This window comes from Streptomyces sp. ID05-39B (genome assembly GCF_033794725.1).
Taxonomy (GTDB): Bacteria; Actinomycetota; Actinomycetes; order Streptomycetales; family Streptomycetaceae; genus Streptomyces; species Streptomyces bobili.
Genome location: NZ_JARGEF010000055.1, coordinates 22,869 through 38,212, shown reverse-complemented (window position 1 = coordinate 38,212; position 15,344 = coordinate 22,869). Strand labels below are relative to the sequence as shown.

Below are 15,344 nucleotides of genomic sequence, written 5' to 3'. Positions count from 1 at the left end.
AGCCCGTGAACGGCTTCGCCGCCGCCTACAGGGCCGTATCGACGCCCCCGCGCGCGGACCAGTCGTTCGCCACCGACCAGACCGCGCGCATGGACCTGTCGTTCGACATGCGGGCCGCCGAGGCCGTCTCGCGCGTGGACAGCGGCGGCAGCACCTCCGGCAACTGGCCGATTCCGTCCCCGCCGCCGGTCGGCGAGGCGCCGCAGTCGGTCTACGACCCGCTCCAGGACACGGGATTCAACATCCCGGTCTATGGCAATCCGGGCACCGGCGGGTACGGCGGAAGTGACGTGTACGACACCGGTGAGACAAACACCCGGTATGACGCGTACAACCCGAACGACACGTACAACAGCGGTCCCGCCGATGAACCACCCCCCGGAGCGTCCTTCGACGCGCCGGGCTCGGGCGAACCTTGGAACACGCCTTCCGGAGGCTATAGGTGAACGAGGCCCTGCCCGACGTCCCAGAAGTCCGCGTGGTCGGCCTTCCGCAGCTCACGTCGGGCTTCGACCTTGTCGAGAGACTCGATCTGCCCATGCACCTGAAGGTGCACGGGCCGCTGGAACCCATGGGCGGCGAGAAGCTCGCGCAGCTCTCGGAACGCATCAACCTGAAGGGCCGCGGCGGCGCGGGCTTCCCCTTCCACAAGAAGCTGCGCTCCGTCGCCGACGCGGCGATCAAGCGCGGCGTACGGCCCGTCGTCGTCGTCAACGGCAGCGAGGACGAACCGGCCTGCCGCAAGGACACGGTCCTGATCAACCGCGCGCCGCACCTCATCCTGGACGGCGCGCTGCTGGTCGCCGAGGCGCTGGGTGCCCGCACGCTCGTGGTGGCGGTCACCCGCGAGTCGACCCAGCGCTCCATGGAGGCGGCACTGGCCGAGCGCGGCCTCAGCAACGGCCGCCGCTCGGCCCTGAAGGCGTTCGTCCAGCGCAATCCGATCCGCATGGTCACCGGCGCGGCCGCGTCCGTGATCCGCTCCATCGACGGCGGCCCGGCGATCCCGCCCGGCCGCAAGGTCAGCGCCTCGCAGAACGGCGTCGGCGGCGCCCCGACCCTGCTCTCCAACGCCGAGACGTTCGCCCAGCTGGCCATCGGCGCCCGCATCGGCCCGGAGCGCTACGGCAACACCGGCCTCTACGACGAGCCCGGCACCGTCATGCTGACCGTCTCCGGCGCTGTCGCCCGCCCCATGGTGATCGAGGTCCCCACGGGTGTCCCGCTGCGCTACGTCCTCCAGCTGGCCGGCGCCCCGCCGGTCCCGCAGGGCGTGCTGACCGGCGGGTACCACGGCAAGTGGATCGACGCCGCGACGGTCAACGAGGCGGTCGTCTCCCGCAACTCCCTGGACGCGGTGGGCGGCGCGCTCGGTGCCGGCGCGATCCTGCCGATCAGCCAGGAGACCTGCCCGCTGGGCGAGTCGCTGCGGGTGGCCCAGTGGCTGGCCGAGGAGAGCGCGGGCCAGTGCGGTCCCTGCTACCTCGGCCTGCCGGCCGCTGCGCGCGGCCTGGAGGACATCATCAACGGCGGCGGCCCCGCCGCCCTCGAAGCGCTCAAGCAGGTCGCCAAGAACGTGAAGCGGCGCGGTGCCTGCTCGCACCCGGACGGCTCCGCGATGTTCCTGGAGTCGACCATCAAGGCGTTCACCGACGACCTGGCGGCCCATGTCCTCGGCAATGGCTGCGGACGGCCCGTGGAGGGCGTTCTGCCGCTCTTCGAGGGCGGCATGGCCCCCGCGGGCATCACGGCAGGCGGAGCGCCCGAGGACGGCGGCGACAGCCGTCAGAAGATCTTCGTGGACTGGACCCTGTGCCGCGGCCACGGCCTGTGCGCGGACATCCTCCCCGAGGTCTTCCAGCTCGGCGCCGACGGCTTCCCGACGGTCGCGCAGGCGAAGGTGCCGCGTTACGCGGAGGCGAAGGCGCTGCGCGCCGTGCGCCGCTGCCCGGCGCTGGCCCTGCGGATCGAGGAGGACACGCGCGCGAAGGAGCCCTCCCGCAACCTCCCGGTGCTCTCCCAGGGCCGCGGCCGCCGCGCCCTGGGCCGCTGATCCCGTACGACACCTGGAGGGGCCGTCCCCGACGGCACGGCCCCTCGGCTCATTTCCCGCCGCACGCGCGTCTGTCGCCGCACCCGCGCGCGTGCGGACCCGGAACGCACGCAAAAAAGATCCCGCCGGATCTTTCGATCCGGCGGGATCTGCTGTGGAGCTAAGGAGAATTGAACTCCTGACCTCCTGCATGCCATGCAGGCGCTCTACCAACTGAGCTATAGCCCCTTGCGGTGTCCACCGGGCTTCCCTGGTGGCGACGCCAACATTACACGCTCCTGGGGGTGCACCACCAAATCGTTTCCGCTATGCCCGATTCATGCATCTCTGCCCTAATTCGCGCTTCAGGCAGTGACGAACGAGTAGAAGCGCTTGAGCGTGCAGTGCTCCTCGAGGAGCCGGCCGTAGATCGGCTCACCCTCCAGTTCCCGGTACGTCTCGATCGGGTCGCCCTTTATGATCAGCGCCCGCGCGCATTCCTCGCACCAGTACTGGTAGTCCGGATTGACCGGCTCCATGTCGCGGACGATCGGGGTGCCACTGCCGCACCAGTCGCACTTCCGCCTGTGGGCACCCATCGATCAGCTCCAGCTGTGGCCGCAGGCCGTGCACACGTAGGAGATCCCGCCGTTGTCACCGAGGACCTGGGCCACGAACGCGGAACCGCAGGAAGGGCAGCTGAGCCGGGTGGCCGTGTCCGGTGTCACCGCTGCTTCGGAGAGGTGACCGCCCTCTCCGATGATGCTCGCAGGCATCGCAACTCCCTCCCGTCGGGCCGCGCCCCCTTCCGGCCGTTTGATTCTGCCACGGCCGGGCCAATACGGTCAGCGACGCCTCAGTACCAGTCCGGACACGGCACCGAGCGCTGCTGTCGCAGCGAGCGCGAACATGCATGTGAGAAGCGCTTCCGAAGAGGTATACGCCTCCGGGGCCCCGAGTGACTCAAGCCGGTCCAGGAAGAGTGCGCCGAAGGCCGCGACGCCGATCAGCTGCCCGAGCTGCGTGACCGTGGCGAGCAGCCCGCTGGCGTCTGCGGCGTCCTCGGGACGTACGGCGGCCAGGGCCCGGGTGAGCGTGGGACTGAACGCCAGCGCGAGCCCCACCCCCACTCCGGCGTACGCGGGGTACACCCACACGCCCCCATGGTCACCGCCCCTGAGGGCGAGGCCCACCGCCGCCACCGAGAGCGCTGTGAGCGTGAAGCCGGCCGGGGCCAGCGCCCGTTGCCAGGCGGCGGGCCACCTGCGCCAGGTCAGACCGACCACGCCGAAGACGACCGCGGTCGGCGCGAACGTCAGGCCCGCGCGCAGCGCGCTGTAACCGAGGCCCGCCTGGACGTGCAGGGTGAGGACGAACAGGAAGCCGCCGTTGACCGCCATGACGGACCCGATGCGCAGTACGGCCAGACCCATCCCGGGGTGGCGCAGTACACGAGGTGCGATCAGCGGGGCACCGCCGCGCCGCGCGAGACGGGACTCGTAGCCGCAGAACAGGGCGAACAGCAGCACGCCGACGGCCAGCGAGAGCCAGGACCACAGCGGCCAGTGCTCCTCCTGGCCGAGCACGAGCGGGACGGTGACCAGGGACACCGCCGCGCCGAGCAGCACCAGGCCGGACACGTCCAGGCCGCGGGCGGGCGCCTGCCGCTCCCCGGCGCCGAGCGGCAGGACCCGCCTGCCTACGGCCAGCAGGAAGAGGCCCACCGGCACGTTGACCAGGAACACCGGCCGCCAGCCGGTGCCCAGCAGGTCCGCGCTGACCAGCAGGCCGCCGACGACCTGGCCGGCCGCCGCGCCGACGGCGAGGACCGCGGAGTACGCGCCGAGCGCCCGCATCCGGGCCTCGCCCACGAAGGTGCGCTGGATCAGGCTCAGCACCTGAGGGATCATCACCGCGGACCCGGCGCCCTGCGCCAGCCGGAACACGATCAGCTCGGCGGATCCCGGCGCCAGTCCGCAGGCCAGCGAGGCGGCGGTGAACAGGGCCAGCCCGACGAGATGGACCCGGCCGTGGCCGAACCGGTCGCCGAGCCGGGCGCCGGTGATGAGCAGCACGGAGTAGGTGACGGCGTAGCCGGCGACGACCAGTTGGAGGTCGGCACCCGAGGCTTTCAGGTCGGAACCGATCGTGGGGGCCGCGACGTTCACGATGAAGACGTCCAGCAGTGCCATGAACTGGGCGGCGAGCACGACCGCCAGCAGGCGCCGGGGCCGATTGTCAGTGCCAGGGTCTTTACTGGTGGCAGGAGTTGGAACAGGTGCGGAAGCCGGGCTCGTCCGGGGTGAGGTCGTCATGCCGCCGAGCCTGACGCGGCTTCGGTACGGGTGCCGAGAGCCCGTCGATGCTGGTACCGACAGCACCTGGCAGCAACCGGCAGGGGAGGAACGGGGGATGGACGGTGACTGACGTGACGATGGCGGCGAGGACAGGCCCGGACCGTGCGAGGAGCGGGTCCGCGCAGCGGCGGCGCCCGGAGCTGGCGGCCTTCCTGCGCAGCAGGCGGGCCCGGGTGACACCGGCCGAGGTCGGCATGCCACCAGGTCTGCGGCGCCGTACGCCGGGGCTGCGGCGGGAGGAGGTCGCCCAGCTCTCGGGCGTGGGCGTCACCTGGTACACCTGGCTGGAGCAGGGCCGGCCGATCAACGCGTCCGCCCAGGTGCTGGACGCGGTGGCGCGCACCCTGCGGCTGGAACCGCCGGAGCGGGAGCACCTCTACCACCTGGCCGAAGTGCCGTACGTGCCGACGCCGGAGGCCCTGCCGCGCAGTGTGGGGCCGGAGATCCGGGGCATCATCGACGCCCTCGCACCCCGGCCCGCGGTGGTCTACAACTCGCGGTACGACATCCTGGCCGCCAACGCCGTGTACGAGGATCTGTTCCTGGCCTCGACACGGGCGTCGGCCGGGACGCCGGCCAACGCGCTGTGGGCGCTGTTCACGGTGGACGAGGAGGCCTGCCCGCTGCTGTTCCGGGACGCGGAGCTGCCGGTGATGGTGGCGACCATGCGCGCCGCGTACGGCCTGCATGCCGGCGAGCCCGTCTGGGAGGACTTCATATGCGCGCTGTCGGCGGCGAGCCCGCTGTTCGCGCGGCTGTGGGAGTCCGGTGACGTGGCGGAGCCGGGCCGCCGAGTGAAGGTCTTCCGGCACGCCGCGGTGGGCGATCTGCGGATGACATCCATGTCGCTGTCGGTCGACGGCATGCCGGAGTGCCGGATCGTGGTCTACACCCCGGAGGACGAGGAGACGGCACGGCGGGCGGAGTTGTTGCGCAGACAATAAAAAAAGATCCCGCCCCTGGGGGACGGGATCTTCTCGAAACCCTTTGACACCGATCTTTGACAACTCCATGGAGTGTCGATCAGTGGAGCTAAGGAGAATTGAACTCCTGACCTCCTGCATGCCATGCAGGCGCTCTACCAACTGAGCTATAGCCCCTCGTGCCACGCGACCGGAGTCACATGGTGTTTCGCCCCGCTCGGCGGGGCGAACAAGAAGAACTTTAGCCTGCGACCTGCCGGAAAGTGAAATCCGGGTCCGGGCCGCCCTGAGACGCTCAGTCGTCGTCGCCGAGGACCGGCTCCGGCAGCGTGCCGGCGTTGTGCTCGAGGAGCCTCCAGCCGCGCGCGCCCTCGCCGAGAACGGACCAGCAGCAGTTGGAGAGGCCGCCGAGGCTCTCCCAGCTGTCCGCCTCGAGACCGAGCAGGCGGCCGATGGTGGTGCGGATCGTGCCGCCGTGGCTGACGACGACGAGCGTGCCGTCCGCGGGCAGCTTCTCGGCGTGCCGGAGCACGACGGGGGCGGCGCGGTCGGCCACCTCCGACTCCAGTTCGCCGCCGCCGCGACGGACGGGCTCACCGCGCTTCCACGCGGTGTACTCGTCGCCGAACCGGGAGACGATCTCCTCGTGCGTCAGCCCCTGCCAGACGCCCGCGTACGTCTCGCGCAGGGCCTCGTCGTGGGTCACGTCCAGGCCGGTGAGCGCGGCCAGCTCGGCGGCCGTGTTCGCAGCCCGCTGGAGGTCGGAGGCGACGATCGCGTCGGGCTTGAGGGACGCCAGCAGCCGGGCGGACCGGCGGGCCTGGGCCACGCCGGTCTCGGTCAGCGGGACGTCCGTGGTGCCCTGGAAGCGGCGCTCCACGTTCCACAGGGTCTGGCCGTGTCGCCAGAGGATGACGCGCCGGCCGCGGCCCGGCGTACGGCCGGCCGCGGACCCGGCCTCGGCACCCGTTGCGGTCATTACCAGTCACCACCCGGCTCTGCGGCGTCCTCGGCGGCCTGGAGTTTGGCGTGTTCCTGGGCCTTGCCCCGGGTCGCCTTGGCGTCGGCGGGCAGCTCCAGCTCGGGGCAGTCCTTCCACAGCCGCTCCATGGCGTAGAAGACTCGCTCCTCGCTGTGCTGGACATGGACGACGATGTCGACGTAGTCGAGCAGAACCCAGCGGGCCTCGCGGTCGCCCTCGCGGCGGACCGGCTTGACGCCGAGTTCCTTCTGGATGTGCTCCTCGATCTCGTCGACGATCGACTTGACCTGGCGGTCGTTGGGAGCGGAGGCCAGCAGGAAGGCATCCGTGATCGACAGCACGTCGCTGACGTCGTAGGCGATGATGTCGTGCGCGAGCTTGTCGGCGGCCGCCTGGGCGGCGGTCCGGATGAGCTCGATGGAGCGGTCAGTGGCGGTCACTACATGGCTTTCCGTCGGTGGTCGTTTGACCTCAAGGGTCTCACGGCCGCCGACGGCACCCCACGCGAATACACCCGGCCCCTGCGTGACCGGGGGGTCACTCCCTTGGGAGGCCCCCCGATCGCGCCCCGGCTAGGGCGACGGGCGCTCGTAGTCCGTCCCCAGGACGACCGTCACGTCCGCGTTCGCCGGGACCGCGCCCTTCGCCACCGTGTCCTCGGGCAGGCCCAGGGTCTTGGCGACGTCGGTGGCGTTCTCCTTGTCGGCGGCGTCCGCGTAAAGCACCTTGGAGGCGGACGCGGTGCCCGCCGTGCCGCCGTCCAGGAAGGTGAAGCCGCCGTTGAGGAGCACCACGCGCGCGTCCTCGGTGGTGGCCCTGACTCCGCTGGCGTTGCGCACGGAGACGCTGACCGCCGCGTCCTTCGCGGGGCTCTTGGCGGTCCCGCCGAGGACGTCCTTGACCACGCTCGCGCTGGCCTCGGCGCTGAGCGTGCCGTCGGCCTGGACGGGCAGCATGGCGGTCTTGAAGTCGCCGCCCTTGGCGAGGTCGGCGAGGTTGGCGAGGAACGCGCCGAGGTCCTTGTCGGTGAGCGAGGGGTCGAGGATCTGCGCCAGCGTCTGCACGGTGACGGTGGCGCCCTGCGGGTCGGACGACACCTTGCGCAGCACGGCCTGCATGACTTGGCCGAACCGCTTCAACTGGGCGTTCTGGGCCTCGCCCTCGGCGCGGTAGGTGGCGTAGGCGACGGCCATCTTGCCGCTCAGGGACTGGCCCTCGCCCTTGCTGACGAGCGGGGCCTGACCCTTCTTCTTGGCGGCGGGGTCGGGCACGGCGGTGTCCGTGTCGACCTCGATCGTGCCGACGAGGTCGACGAGGTTCTGCAGATAGGGGGTGTCCAGCCGCCAGGTGCCCTGGATCTCGGTGCCGAGGACGGTGTCCAGCGACTGGCGCGTGCCGGCGGAGCCGTCGCCGTCGACGGACTTGGCGAGGGTCGTCGTGGTGCCGTCGTCGGTGGTGACGACGAGGGAGTTGGGCAGCAGCACGGTGGTGCCCTGCTCGGTGGTGGTGTTGTCGACGAGCAGGGCCGTGGACGTGCCGCCGCGGGCGGTGTCGTGCAGGTGGACCACGATCACGTCGCGCTTCTGGGCGGCGGGGGCGGCAGTGGTGCCGGTGCTGGAGTCGTCGGAGGACGACAGTCCGGGCAGTTTCCCGGCGTACCAGAGGTAGCCCACGCCGCCGGCCGCGGTCAGCGCGAGGACGACGACGAGGGCGACCAGGCGGCCGCGGGCACGGCGCTTGGCCTCCTCGCGGCGTTCGGTGCGGTTCTCGGTGAAGTTCAGCCAGTCGATGACGTCCTCGGAGTCGCCGTCGGGATCCTCGACGAACGCGAACTGTTCGGTGTAGTCCCGTCGGGTCCCCGCGGAGGCGTCGGTGCCCTCGTCGACCGCCTCGGCCTCGGCCGGTCGGGCCTGCTGAGGAATGTAGGCGGTCTGCTCACCGGCCCGCGGCTGCTGCCCGGTGGTGGCGGTCTGCCCGTAGGGGTCGTACGGGGCCGCGGTCCCGGCGACCTGCTCCCCGCGCGTACCGGTGCCGTAGGCCTCTTGGACAGGGGCCTGCCGGCCAGTGTCGTACGGGTTGTAGGCGGGCGTGGCCGGCTGCTGACCCGTGTCGTACGGGTCGTAGGCGGGCGTGGCCGGCTGCTGACCCGTGTCGTAGGCGGGCGTCGCCGGCTGCTGACCCGTGTCGTAGGGGTCGTAGGCGGGCGTCGCCGGCTGCTGACCCGTGTCGTAGGAGGGGTGGGCGGCTTGCTGCTGGCCGCCCTGGGTGTACGGGTCGTAGCCGTAGCCCTGCTGCTGTCCGTACGGGTCGTAGGCCTGCTGGGGCTGGACCTGGCGGTACACAGGCTGCCCGTACTCGTCATAGCCGACGAGTTCGTACGGGATCTCCCCGTAGTCCGCCTCGTTTCGGTCGTTCACCGGTGCCCCTCTCGGCTCACTCGCCGCGGTACAGCTCGCGCTTGTCGATGTAGCGCACGACTCCGTCCGGCACCAAATACCAGACGGGGTCGCCCTTGGCGACTCTCACGCGGCAGTCCGTGGAGGAGATGGCCAGTGCGGGGACCTCCACGAGGGAGACGCCGCCCTCGGGGAGGCCGGGGTCGGCGAGGTTGTGGCCTGGCCGGGTGACCCCGATGAAGTGGGCGAGGGAGAACAGCTCCTCGCTGTCCCGCCAGGTCAGGATCTGGCCCAGGGCGTCCGCGCCGGTGATGAAGAAGAGGTCGGTGTCCGGATTGAGGGACCGCAGGTCGCGCAGGGTGTCCACGGTGTAGGTGGGCCCGCCGCGGTCGATGTCGATGCGGCTGACCGAGAACTGCGGGTTCTCGGCGGTCGCGATGACCGTCATCAGGTAGCGGTCCTCGGCCAGGGAGACTCTGCGGTGGCTCTTCTGCCACGGCTCGCCGGTCGGGACGAACACGACCTCGTCCAGGCGGAACTGTGCGGCGACCTCACTGGCCGCCACGAGGTGCCCGTGGTGGATCGGATCGAACGTTCCGCCCATGACGCCGAGGCGGCGCTTGCCCGGGTTCGACGGGCCGTTCGACGGACCGGTAGGCATGTCCTGCTCTCCCATGCGTGCAGACCCTACCGGCCCGTCCTGAGGGCACCGGCCGGCGTGCGCCCGGAGTGCCCCGCTATGAACACGGTGTCCCTCAGCGGTCGCGGTTGAAGCGGGTGGTGATCCACAGCAGGAGCATCAGGATCACGAAGGCACCACCACCGGTGAGCAGCGGGCTCAGGCTCTCGTGGTTGCCACCGTGCTCCTCGCCCTCGGCGGCGAGGGTGACCAACTGGGCAGCGGCGCTGTGGAAGCTCATCTTCGGCAGGACCTATCCGATCGGGTCCCTCCGCTCGCGAGAAGCCGGGAGCGGAGGAGGCGGGATAAAGATGTCGGCCCATCGTAAGCGGGCGCCTCGGCGCACCACACGCCGACTCCGCCGTCGGGCGGGGGCGGCGGGGAAGCGAGGGGGAACCTTCCCGGCGGCTCAGTCGTCTTTCCGCTTGTAGCCCCGCAACAGGAACCAGGCCGTCAGCGCACAACCCAGGACCATCACGATCAGTACGACCCGCAGCAGGTTCCCCGAACCTTGCTGTTGCGCCGCGTCGGCGGCCTGCGCGATCCAGGCTGCGGCGGGGGTGTGCTCCATGGCGCGGGACTCCGTTCGGTGTAGTGCCCGTCCACCGTAACTCCGCCTAGGGTGGGCCCTGCTTCGGGGGCGCAAAGGGCTGCACAAAGGTCCGCAAAGGACCACACATACAAGGGCCATACACACGCACTTGGGGGATGGATGTCCGACGACGGCCACGAGCACAACGGTCACGAGAACGTGCCGAGCAGGCAGCGCAAGCGCTTTCCCGGTGTCTCCTCGCGTGCGTACGAGCACCCGGCCGACCGATCGGCCCTGGTGGCACTGCGCAAGCTGAGCGGTTTCGACACGGTCTTCAAGGCGCTCAGCGGGCTGCTGCCCGAGCGGAGTCTGCGCCTGCTGTTCCTGTCCGACTCGGTCCGCGTATCGGACCAGCAGTTCACGCATCTGAACGACATGCTGCGGGACGCCTGCTACATCCTGGACCTGGAGAAGGTCCCGGCGATGTACGTCAACCAGGACCCGCAGCCCAACGCGATGTGCATCGGCCTGGACGAGCCGATCATCGTGGTCACCACCGGCCTCGTCGAGCTGCTCGACGAGGAGGAGATGCGGGCGGTCATCGGCCACGAGGTGGGGCACGCCCTGTCCGGGCACTCCGTGTACCGCACGATCCTGCTGTTCCTGACGAGCCTCGCCGTCAAGGTCGCCTGGATCCCGCTGGGCAACCTCGCGATCATGGCGATCGTGACAGCGCTGCGCGAGTGGTTCCGCAAGTCGGAGCTGTCCGCGGACCGGGCCGGCCTGCTGGTCGGCCAGGACCTGACGGCCTCGATGCGCGGCCTGATGAAGATCGCGGGCGGCAATCACCTCCACGAGATGAACGTGGACGCGTTCCTGAAGCAGGCCGAGGACTACGAGGCCGGCGGTGACCTGCGCGACTCCGTGCTGAAGATCCTCAATGTGCTGCCCCGCTCGCACCCCTTCACCACCGTGCGCGCGGCCGAGCTGAAGAAGTGGGCCGAGTCCCGCGACTACCAGCGGATCCTGGACGGCCACTACCCGCGCCGCGGTGAGGACAAGGACACCTCGGTCTCCGACTCCTTCCGCGAGTCGGCGTCGCACTACGCCGACCACGTCAAGACGTCCAAGGACCCGCTGATGAGACTGGTCACGGACATCGCGGGCGGGGCCGGCAACCTGGGCGGCCGGGTGCGTCGCGGCTTCGACGGCTTCACCGGTGCCGCGCCCGGCACCGCACCCCCGAAGGACCGGCCCACGGACGCGCCCCCGCGCGCCGAGGACTGAGGACTGACGGATTGACGGGTTGACGGGACTGGGGAGCTGACGGAACCGAGGATTTACGGAACTGACGGCCGCGGGACGGGGAGGGGACTCCTTCCCACCGCCGCTCGAACAGTCCGGGCAGCCCGGATGGCCCGGACTGCTCAGACCCTCGGCTGTGCGCTCGCCGCCAGTGATCCGCAGAGCGGCGTCGCGCCGCCTGTGGCGTAGGGGTCGGTGCCGGCCGGACCGCCCGTCCTGGCGGTCTGGCCGGCGAGCAGCGGGCGCAGGTGGTTCGTGGAGTCCTCGGCGCAGGACAGCGGGCCGGCCTGGACGTAGGAGACGATCAGCTGCGTCTGGCGCAGTCGCAGGTCGTCGCGGTCGAAGCGGAACTGCAGCTCCCGGCGGACGGTGAACAGCGAGACCGGCGACTTCGCGTCGGCCCCGGCCGGCCGCAGTGCGTACACGAAGGTGTGGTCGGCGGTGACCTCCAGGGTGGACGCGTCGCTCTCGGAGGCCTGGAGGGTGCCCTGGACCCGGATCCCGCGATCGGCGAGTTCGGCCCGGGCGGGATCGATGCGCACCAGCCAGCCGGTGGGCACGTGCCGTCCGTCGGCGGCCGGGTGGGTGAAGCTCTCGTCGAACTGGTCGAGCTGCTCGGGATCGAGCAGCACCCGCACGGGCCGGACCTGCTGCCCGGTGAGCACCTCCGGATAGAGCGAGGACCGCACGATGTAGTCCTTCGCGGTGGTCAGGGCGGTGACGACCTGGCTGTCGGAGAAGTGCGCGGTGCGCCGGGAGGGCGGCAGCGGGATGCCCTCGGCGCCGACGCGGTACTGCGCGGCCGGACTGTGCGCGTACAGGTACGCGGGGTCGGCGGTGCCGGGCACGGCGCCCTGCGGGGCGAGCGGGATGACGGTCGTCCGCAGCGGCTCGACGGCCCGGCGGGCGGCCGGGTTCTGGTAGGGATGACGGACGCCCATGTAGATCGCGGTGCCGAAGGCGACAGCGATGAGCAGGACCAGGGCGAGCGCCTGCCGGGGCAGGCCACTGCGGCGCAGGGGCGGGCGGCGGCGTACGGCGGGGGCGTGGTCGGCGATGCGCTCCTCGGCGGAGTACTCCTGGAGGCGGGCAGCGCGGACGAACGATTCGTCGAAGACGACGGATCGGTACTCGTCCTCGCCGCCACCGGGACTCCCCTCGGGTGCCCCGTCCGGTGGCTCTCCGGGCCCGCCCATACTTTGAGAGTAGGTCGCCGGGACCCGGGGTAAACGCCCCGCTGCGCGACAAGTTCTGACAGGTTCTCACCCGTCGGGCAGCGCTCCCTCAGGGCGTGCGCGGGACGGCCGCGACGGGTGGCCGGGACTGATCGGTGGAGCCGGACGGAACCTGCCCCGCCCCCTGTTCGAGCCCGGTCGAGGTGGGTGAGGGGAACTGGTCGCGGTTGCCGGAAGCGGGGGCGCCCCGGTAGACCGCGGCGAAGGCGAGGACGACCATGCCGACGCCCATGACGACGGCGAGCATCCAGGCGACCGGCCGGTGCCAGCGGACCTGCTTGCCGTACGGTCCGAACCGGCCGTTCCGGCGGCCCCAGGTGTCCGGGTCGTCGGGGTCGTCGGAGTCGTCCAGATCCTCGTAGTCCGGATCATGGCCGAGCGCGCCGGGGCCGTACAGGTCGTCGTAGCGGGCGCGGTGCGCTTCCGCCTCGGAGGCCTCGGCTCTCGCCCGCGCGGCGGCCAGGAGCCGTTCGACAGCGGTCGGCTCGTGCACCGGTGCCGCCTGTACGAAGGCCTCGTCGAAGACCACGGAGGCGAACTCTTCGTCCGACACCCCGCGGTCGTGGTCGTCGTCGGGCTCCCAGCCGTCAGGGAACGGCGTGCCCCCCACGTCCTCCGGCACGGATCCAGAGTAGACCTGGGGGGTCATTTTGGGCAGACGGTCCGGAGATTCATCCGCCTGCTGAGACGGTGCGCAGACGCGCACGCCCCCGGCGGGCGCCGCGCGCCCCGCCGACGCCCCCGTCGACGCCTGTCAGCGCCGTACGTGACCGTCGCCGGTGACGATGTACTTGGTGCTGGTCAGCTCGGGCAGGCCCATGGGGCCGCGGGCGTGCAGCTTCTGGGTGGAGATGCCGATCTCCGCGCCGAAGCCGAACTGGCCGCCGTCGGTGAAGCGCGTGGAGGCGTTCACGGCGACCGTGGTGGAGTCGACCAGCTGGGTGAAGCGGCGGGCGGCCTGCTGGGAGGTGGTCACGATGGCCTCGGTGTGGCCGGAGGTCCACAGCCGGATGTGCTCGACGGCCTTGTCGAGCGAGTCGACGACGGCGGCGGCGATGTCGTAGGAGAGGTACTCGGTCTCCCAGTCCTCCGGCGTGGCCTCGACGACGGTCGCCCTGGAGTCCTTGGCGTACGCCAGCACGCGCTCGTCGGCGTGGACGGTGACCCCGGCGTCCGCGAGGGCGTCGAGGGCCCGGGGCAGGAACTCGGCGGCGATGTCCTGATGGACCAGGAGGGTCTCGGCGGCGTTGCAGACGCTGACCCGGTGGGCCTTGGAGTTGATCAGGATTTCGACGGCCATGTCGAGGTCGGCCTGCGCGTCGACGTAGACGTGGCAGTTGCCGGTGCCGGTCTCGATCACCGGGACGGAGGACTCCGTGACGACCGTGCGGATCAGCGAGGCGCCGCCGCGCGGGATCAGGACGTCGACGAGACCGCGGGCGCGCATCAGCTCGCGCACGCTCTCCCGGCTCTCCCCCGGCACCAGCTGCACGGCGTCGGCAGGCAGCCCGGCGCCGCCGACGGCGTCGCGAATCACCCGGACGAGGGCGCTGTTGGACTCGTAGGCGGAGCCGGAGCCGCGCAGCAGGACCGCGTTGCCGGACTTCAGGCAGAGGGCGGCGGCATCGACGGTCACGTTCGGGCGGGCCTCGTAGACGATGCCGACCACGCCGAGCGGAACGCGGACCTGGCGCAGGTCGATGCCGTTGGGGAGGGTGGAGCCGCGCACGACCTCGCCGACGGGGTCGGGCAGGGCGACGACGTCGCGCACGTCGGAGGCGATGGCGCGGATCCGCTCCGGGGTGAGGGTGAGCCGGTCGACGATCGCCTCGCTGGTGCCGGCCTCGCGGGCCTTGGCGATGTCCCTGGCGTTGGCCTCGACGATCTCGCTCGTACGGACCTCCAGCGCGTCCGCGATGGCGAGCAGCGCGTCGTCCTTGGCGGCCCGGGGCAGCGGCGCGAGGTCGGCGGCGGCGGCCTTGGCGCGGTAGGCGGCCTGGGTGACCGGGGAGAGGGCGTCGTACGGCGAGAGCGTGGTCATAGGGAAAGGGTAGTGCGCGGCGCGGGCCCTCTCATGGCTCGTTCCACAGCGCGAGACACCTGCCGAGACGCCTGCCGCGGCGCCGGTCGGAACGCCGGTCGGGACAGTCGTGGGGACGCCGGTCGAGGACAGTCGCAGGGACGCCGGTCGAGGACAGCTGCCGGGACACCTGCCCGCACACCGGTCGGGAGGCCGTCAGTAGGGGTGGACCCCGACCGGGGTCGCCGGGGCCGGGCCGTAGCCCTCGGCGATACGCAGGTGGTAGGTCTGGCGGTCGATGACCTCCAGGCCGACGATCTCCCAGGGCGGCAGTCCGGCCGTCTGGCGGTGCTCGCCCCACAGGCGCAGGGCGACGGCGGCCGCGTCGTGCAGGTCGCGGGCCTCTTCCCAGTAGCGGATCTCCGCGTGGTCGACGGCGTACCGGCTGGTCAGGAGGAAGGGGTGGTCGTGGGCGAGCTGTTCCAGGGCGCGCCGCACCTCTTTGAGGTCGGCCTCCTCACCGGAGACGCTGAGGGTGACGTGCCACAGACGGGGCAGGTCCGCGGGGCGGGTCCGCTCCTGGCCGTCCTCCTCCCGCCGCTCCCGGTAGTTCTCCCCGGCCGCCACGCTCGTCAGGGCGCGTTCCTCGCCCGCCGGGCGTGAGGCAGCCGGGCGGGAGGCAGCCGGAGTCGCGCCGCCGGCACTCCCGCGGGCCGCTGCCACCCCAGGGCGCACTCGTCTCACGACGGCCTCCTTTACGCGGCGCTCGTGTGCGGAACATGTCCCAGACACAAAGTTGAGCAGGCCGTACCGCTCCATGGGGCCGTTTCACGGAACGTCCCCCACCGGTACGGACCGTTCGAGCGTCGGCAGGTGCGGCCGT

The 15,344-nt window shown here is 71.3% G+C and carries 16 protein-coding genes, 2 tRNA genes and 1 pseudogene; 4 read left to right on the top strand and 15 right to left on the bottom strand.

Features of this window, described 5'->3' with window-relative positions; all coding sequences use genetic code 11:
- Both P1P75_RS15120 and P1P75_RS15115 read left to right on the top strand, forming a co-directional pair.
- Positions 1–446, top strand: a pseudogene (locus P1P75_RS15120) (cytochrome b/b6 domain-containing protein); the annotation flags it as partial.
- Positions 443–2,053 (top strand): NADH-ubiquinone oxidoreductase-F iron-sulfur binding region domain-containing protein, encoded by a 1,611-nt coding sequence (locus P1P75_RS15115; protein ID WP_319255450.1) that lies wholly within the window; start codon positions 443–445, stop codon positions 2,051–2,053. The pseudogene P1P75_RS15120 and the gene P1P75_RS15115, both read left to right, overlap by 4 nt.
- Positions 2,054–2,208: 155 nt before the next feature.
- Here the strand turns inward: P1P75_RS15115 and P1P75_RS15110 are convergent.
- From P1P75_RS15110 to P1P75_RS15095, 4 genes are all read right to left on the bottom strand, one after another.
- A tRNA-Ala gene (locus P1P75_RS15110) sits at positions 2,209–2,281 on the bottom strand.
- Between the two features lie 116 nt (positions 2,282–2,397).
- Positions 2,398–2,631 carry a hypothetical protein gene (locus P1P75_RS15105; RefSeq protein WP_003976229.1) on the bottom strand — a complete coding sequence of 78 codons (234 nt, stop codon included), beginning with the start codon at positions 2,629–2,631 and terminating at the stop codon, positions 2,398–2,400.
- Positions 2,632–2,634: 3 nt separating this feature from the next.
- On the bottom strand, positions 2,635–2,808 hold the full coding sequence (locus P1P75_RS15100; RefSeq protein ID WP_319255448.1) for a hypothetical protein: 174 nt from the start codon (positions 2,806–2,808) through the stop codon (positions 2,635–2,637).
- A 69-nt stretch (positions 2,809–2,877) separates the two neighbouring features.
- Positions 2,878–4,242, bottom strand: coding sequence for an MFS transporter (locus P1P75_RS15095; protein WP_319255447.1), 1,365 nt, complete (start codon positions 4,240–4,242; stop codon positions 2,878–2,880).
- Between the two features lie 224 nt (positions 4,243–4,466).
- Here P1P75_RS15095 and P1P75_RS15090 point away from each other — a divergent pair, with 224 nt between their 5' ends.
- Complete coding sequence (locus P1P75_RS15090) at positions 4,467–5,333, top strand: helix-turn-helix transcriptional regulator (RefSeq protein ID WP_319255454.1); 867 nt, start codon at positions 4,467–4,469, stop codon at positions 5,331–5,333.
- An 83-nt stretch (positions 5,334–5,416) separates the two neighbouring features.
- Here P1P75_RS15090 and P1P75_RS15085 read toward each other — a convergent pair.
- From P1P75_RS15085 to P1P75_RS15055, 7 genes are all read right to left on the bottom strand, one after another.
- Positions 5,417–5,489 (bottom strand) — tRNA-Ala (locus P1P75_RS15085).
- A 118-nt stretch (positions 5,490–5,607) separates the two neighbouring features.
- Positions 5,608–6,291, bottom strand: coding sequence for a histidine phosphatase family protein (locus P1P75_RS15080; protein ID WP_319255445.1), 684 nt, complete (start codon positions 6,289–6,291; stop codon positions 5,608–5,610).
- Positions 6,291–6,734 (bottom strand): ribosome silencing factor, encoded by a 444-nt coding sequence (gene rsfS, locus P1P75_RS15075; protein ID WP_319255443.1) that lies wholly within the window; start codon positions 6,732–6,734, stop codon positions 6,291–6,293. The genes P1P75_RS15080 and rsfS overlap by 1 nt, the downstream gene beginning before the upstream one ends.
- Positions 6,735–6,866: 132 nt before the next feature.
- The gene (locus tag P1P75_RS15070; protein WP_319255440.1) at positions 6,867–8,711 is read right to left on the bottom strand and encodes a LytR C-terminal domain-containing protein; all 1,845 of its coding nucleotides are present in this window, start codon (positions 8,709–8,711) and stop codon (positions 6,867–6,869) included.
- Between the two features lie 16 nt (positions 8,712–8,727).
- Positions 8,728–9,366, bottom strand: coding sequence for a nicotinate-nucleotide adenylyltransferase (gene nadD, locus P1P75_RS15065; RefSeq protein WP_319255439.1), 639 nt, complete (start codon positions 9,364–9,366; stop codon positions 8,728–8,730).
- 79 nt (positions 9,367–9,445) lie between these two features.
- Positions 9,446–9,610: a hypothetical protein gene (locus P1P75_RS15060; protein WP_266456681.1), complete on the bottom strand. Its 165-nt coding sequence runs from the start codon at positions 9,608–9,610 to the stop codon at positions 9,446–9,448.
- Positions 9,611–9,778: 168 nt separating this feature from the next.
- Positions 9,779–9,940, bottom strand: a complete 162-nt coding sequence (locus P1P75_RS15055) for a hypothetical protein (RefSeq protein ID WP_319255437.1) — start codon at positions 9,938–9,940, stop codon at positions 9,779–9,781.
- A gap of 141 nt (positions 9,941–10,081) precedes the next feature.
- Between P1P75_RS15055 and P1P75_RS15050 the strand changes: the two genes are divergently transcribed.
- Entirely contained in the window at positions 10,082–11,188 is a 1,107-nt protein-coding gene (locus P1P75_RS15050) for a M48 family metallopeptidase (RefSeq protein WP_319255435.1), read from the top strand.
- A gap of 140 nt (positions 11,189–11,328) precedes the next feature.
- On the opposite strand, the gene P1P75_RS15045 is transcribed toward P1P75_RS15050, so the two are convergent.
- The 4 genes from P1P75_RS15045 to P1P75_RS15030 form a co-directional block, all read right to left on the bottom strand.
- Positions 11,329–12,402 carry a hypothetical protein gene (locus P1P75_RS15045; protein ID WP_319255433.1) on the bottom strand — a complete coding sequence of 358 codons (1,074 nt, stop codon included), beginning with the start codon at positions 12,400–12,402 and terminating at the stop codon, positions 11,329–11,331.
- Positions 12,403–12,490: 88 nt separating this feature from the next.
- Positions 12,491–13,090 (bottom strand): hypothetical protein, encoded by a 600-nt coding sequence (locus tag P1P75_RS15040; protein ID WP_319255431.1) that lies wholly within the window; start codon positions 13,088–13,090, stop codon positions 12,491–12,493.
- A gap of 105 nt (positions 13,091–13,195) precedes the next feature.
- Positions 13,196–14,482: a glutamate-5-semialdehyde dehydrogenase gene (locus P1P75_RS15035; RefSeq protein WP_150470953.1), complete on the bottom strand. Its 1,287-nt coding sequence runs from the start codon at positions 14,480–14,482 to the stop codon at positions 13,196–13,198.
- Positions 14,483–14,677: 195 nt separating this feature from the next.
- Positions 14,678–15,205 (bottom strand): hypothetical protein, encoded by a 528-nt coding sequence (locus P1P75_RS15030; protein ID WP_319255430.1) that lies wholly within the window; start codon positions 15,203–15,205, stop codon positions 14,678–14,680.
- Positions 15,206–15,344 lie beyond the last annotated feature (139 nt).

Coding starts and splice junctions, on each gene's coding strand:
- nadD (WP_319255439.1), bottom strand. CDS start 9,366: ATGGGAGAGCAGGACATGCCTACCGGTCCGTCGAACGGCCCGTCGAAC.
- P1P75_RS15045 (WP_319255433.1), bottom strand. CDS start 12,402: ATGGGCGGGCCCGGAGAGCCACCGGACGGGGCACCCGAGGGGAGTCCC.
- P1P75_RS15035 (WP_150470953.1), bottom strand. CDS start 14,482: ATGACCACGCTCTCGCCGTACGACGCCCTCTCCCCGGTCACCCAGGCC.
- P1P75_RS15060 (WP_266456681.1), bottom strand. CDS start 9,610: ATGAGCTTCCACAGCGCCGCTGCCCAGTTGGTCACCCTCGCCGCCGAG.
- P1P75_RS15055 (WP_319255437.1), bottom strand. CDS start 9,940: ATGGAGCACACCCCCGCCGCAGCCTGGATCGCGCAGGCCGCCGACGCG.
- P1P75_RS15100 (WP_319255448.1), bottom strand. CDS start 2,808: ATGCCTGCGAGCATCATCGGAGAGGGCGGTCACCTCTCCGAAGCAGCG.
- P1P75_RS15040 (WP_319255431.1), bottom strand. CDS start 13,090: ATGACCCCCCAGGTCTACTCTGGATCCGTGCCGGAGGACGTGGGGGGC.
- P1P75_RS15105 (WP_003976229.1), bottom strand. CDS start 2,631: ATGGGTGCCCACAGGCGGAAGTGCGACTGGTGCGGCAGTGGCACCCCG.
- P1P75_RS15050 (WP_319255435.1), top strand. CDS start 10,082: ATGTCCGACGACGGCCACGAGCACAACGGTCACGAGAACGTGCCGAGC.
- P1P75_RS15080 (WP_319255445.1), bottom strand. CDS start 6,291: ATGACCGCAACGGGTGCCGAGGCCGGGTCCGCGGCCGGCCGTACGCCG.
- P1P75_RS15090 (WP_319255454.1), top strand. CDS start 4,467: ATGGCGGCGAGGACAGGCCCGGACCGTGCGAGGAGCGGGTCCGCGCAG.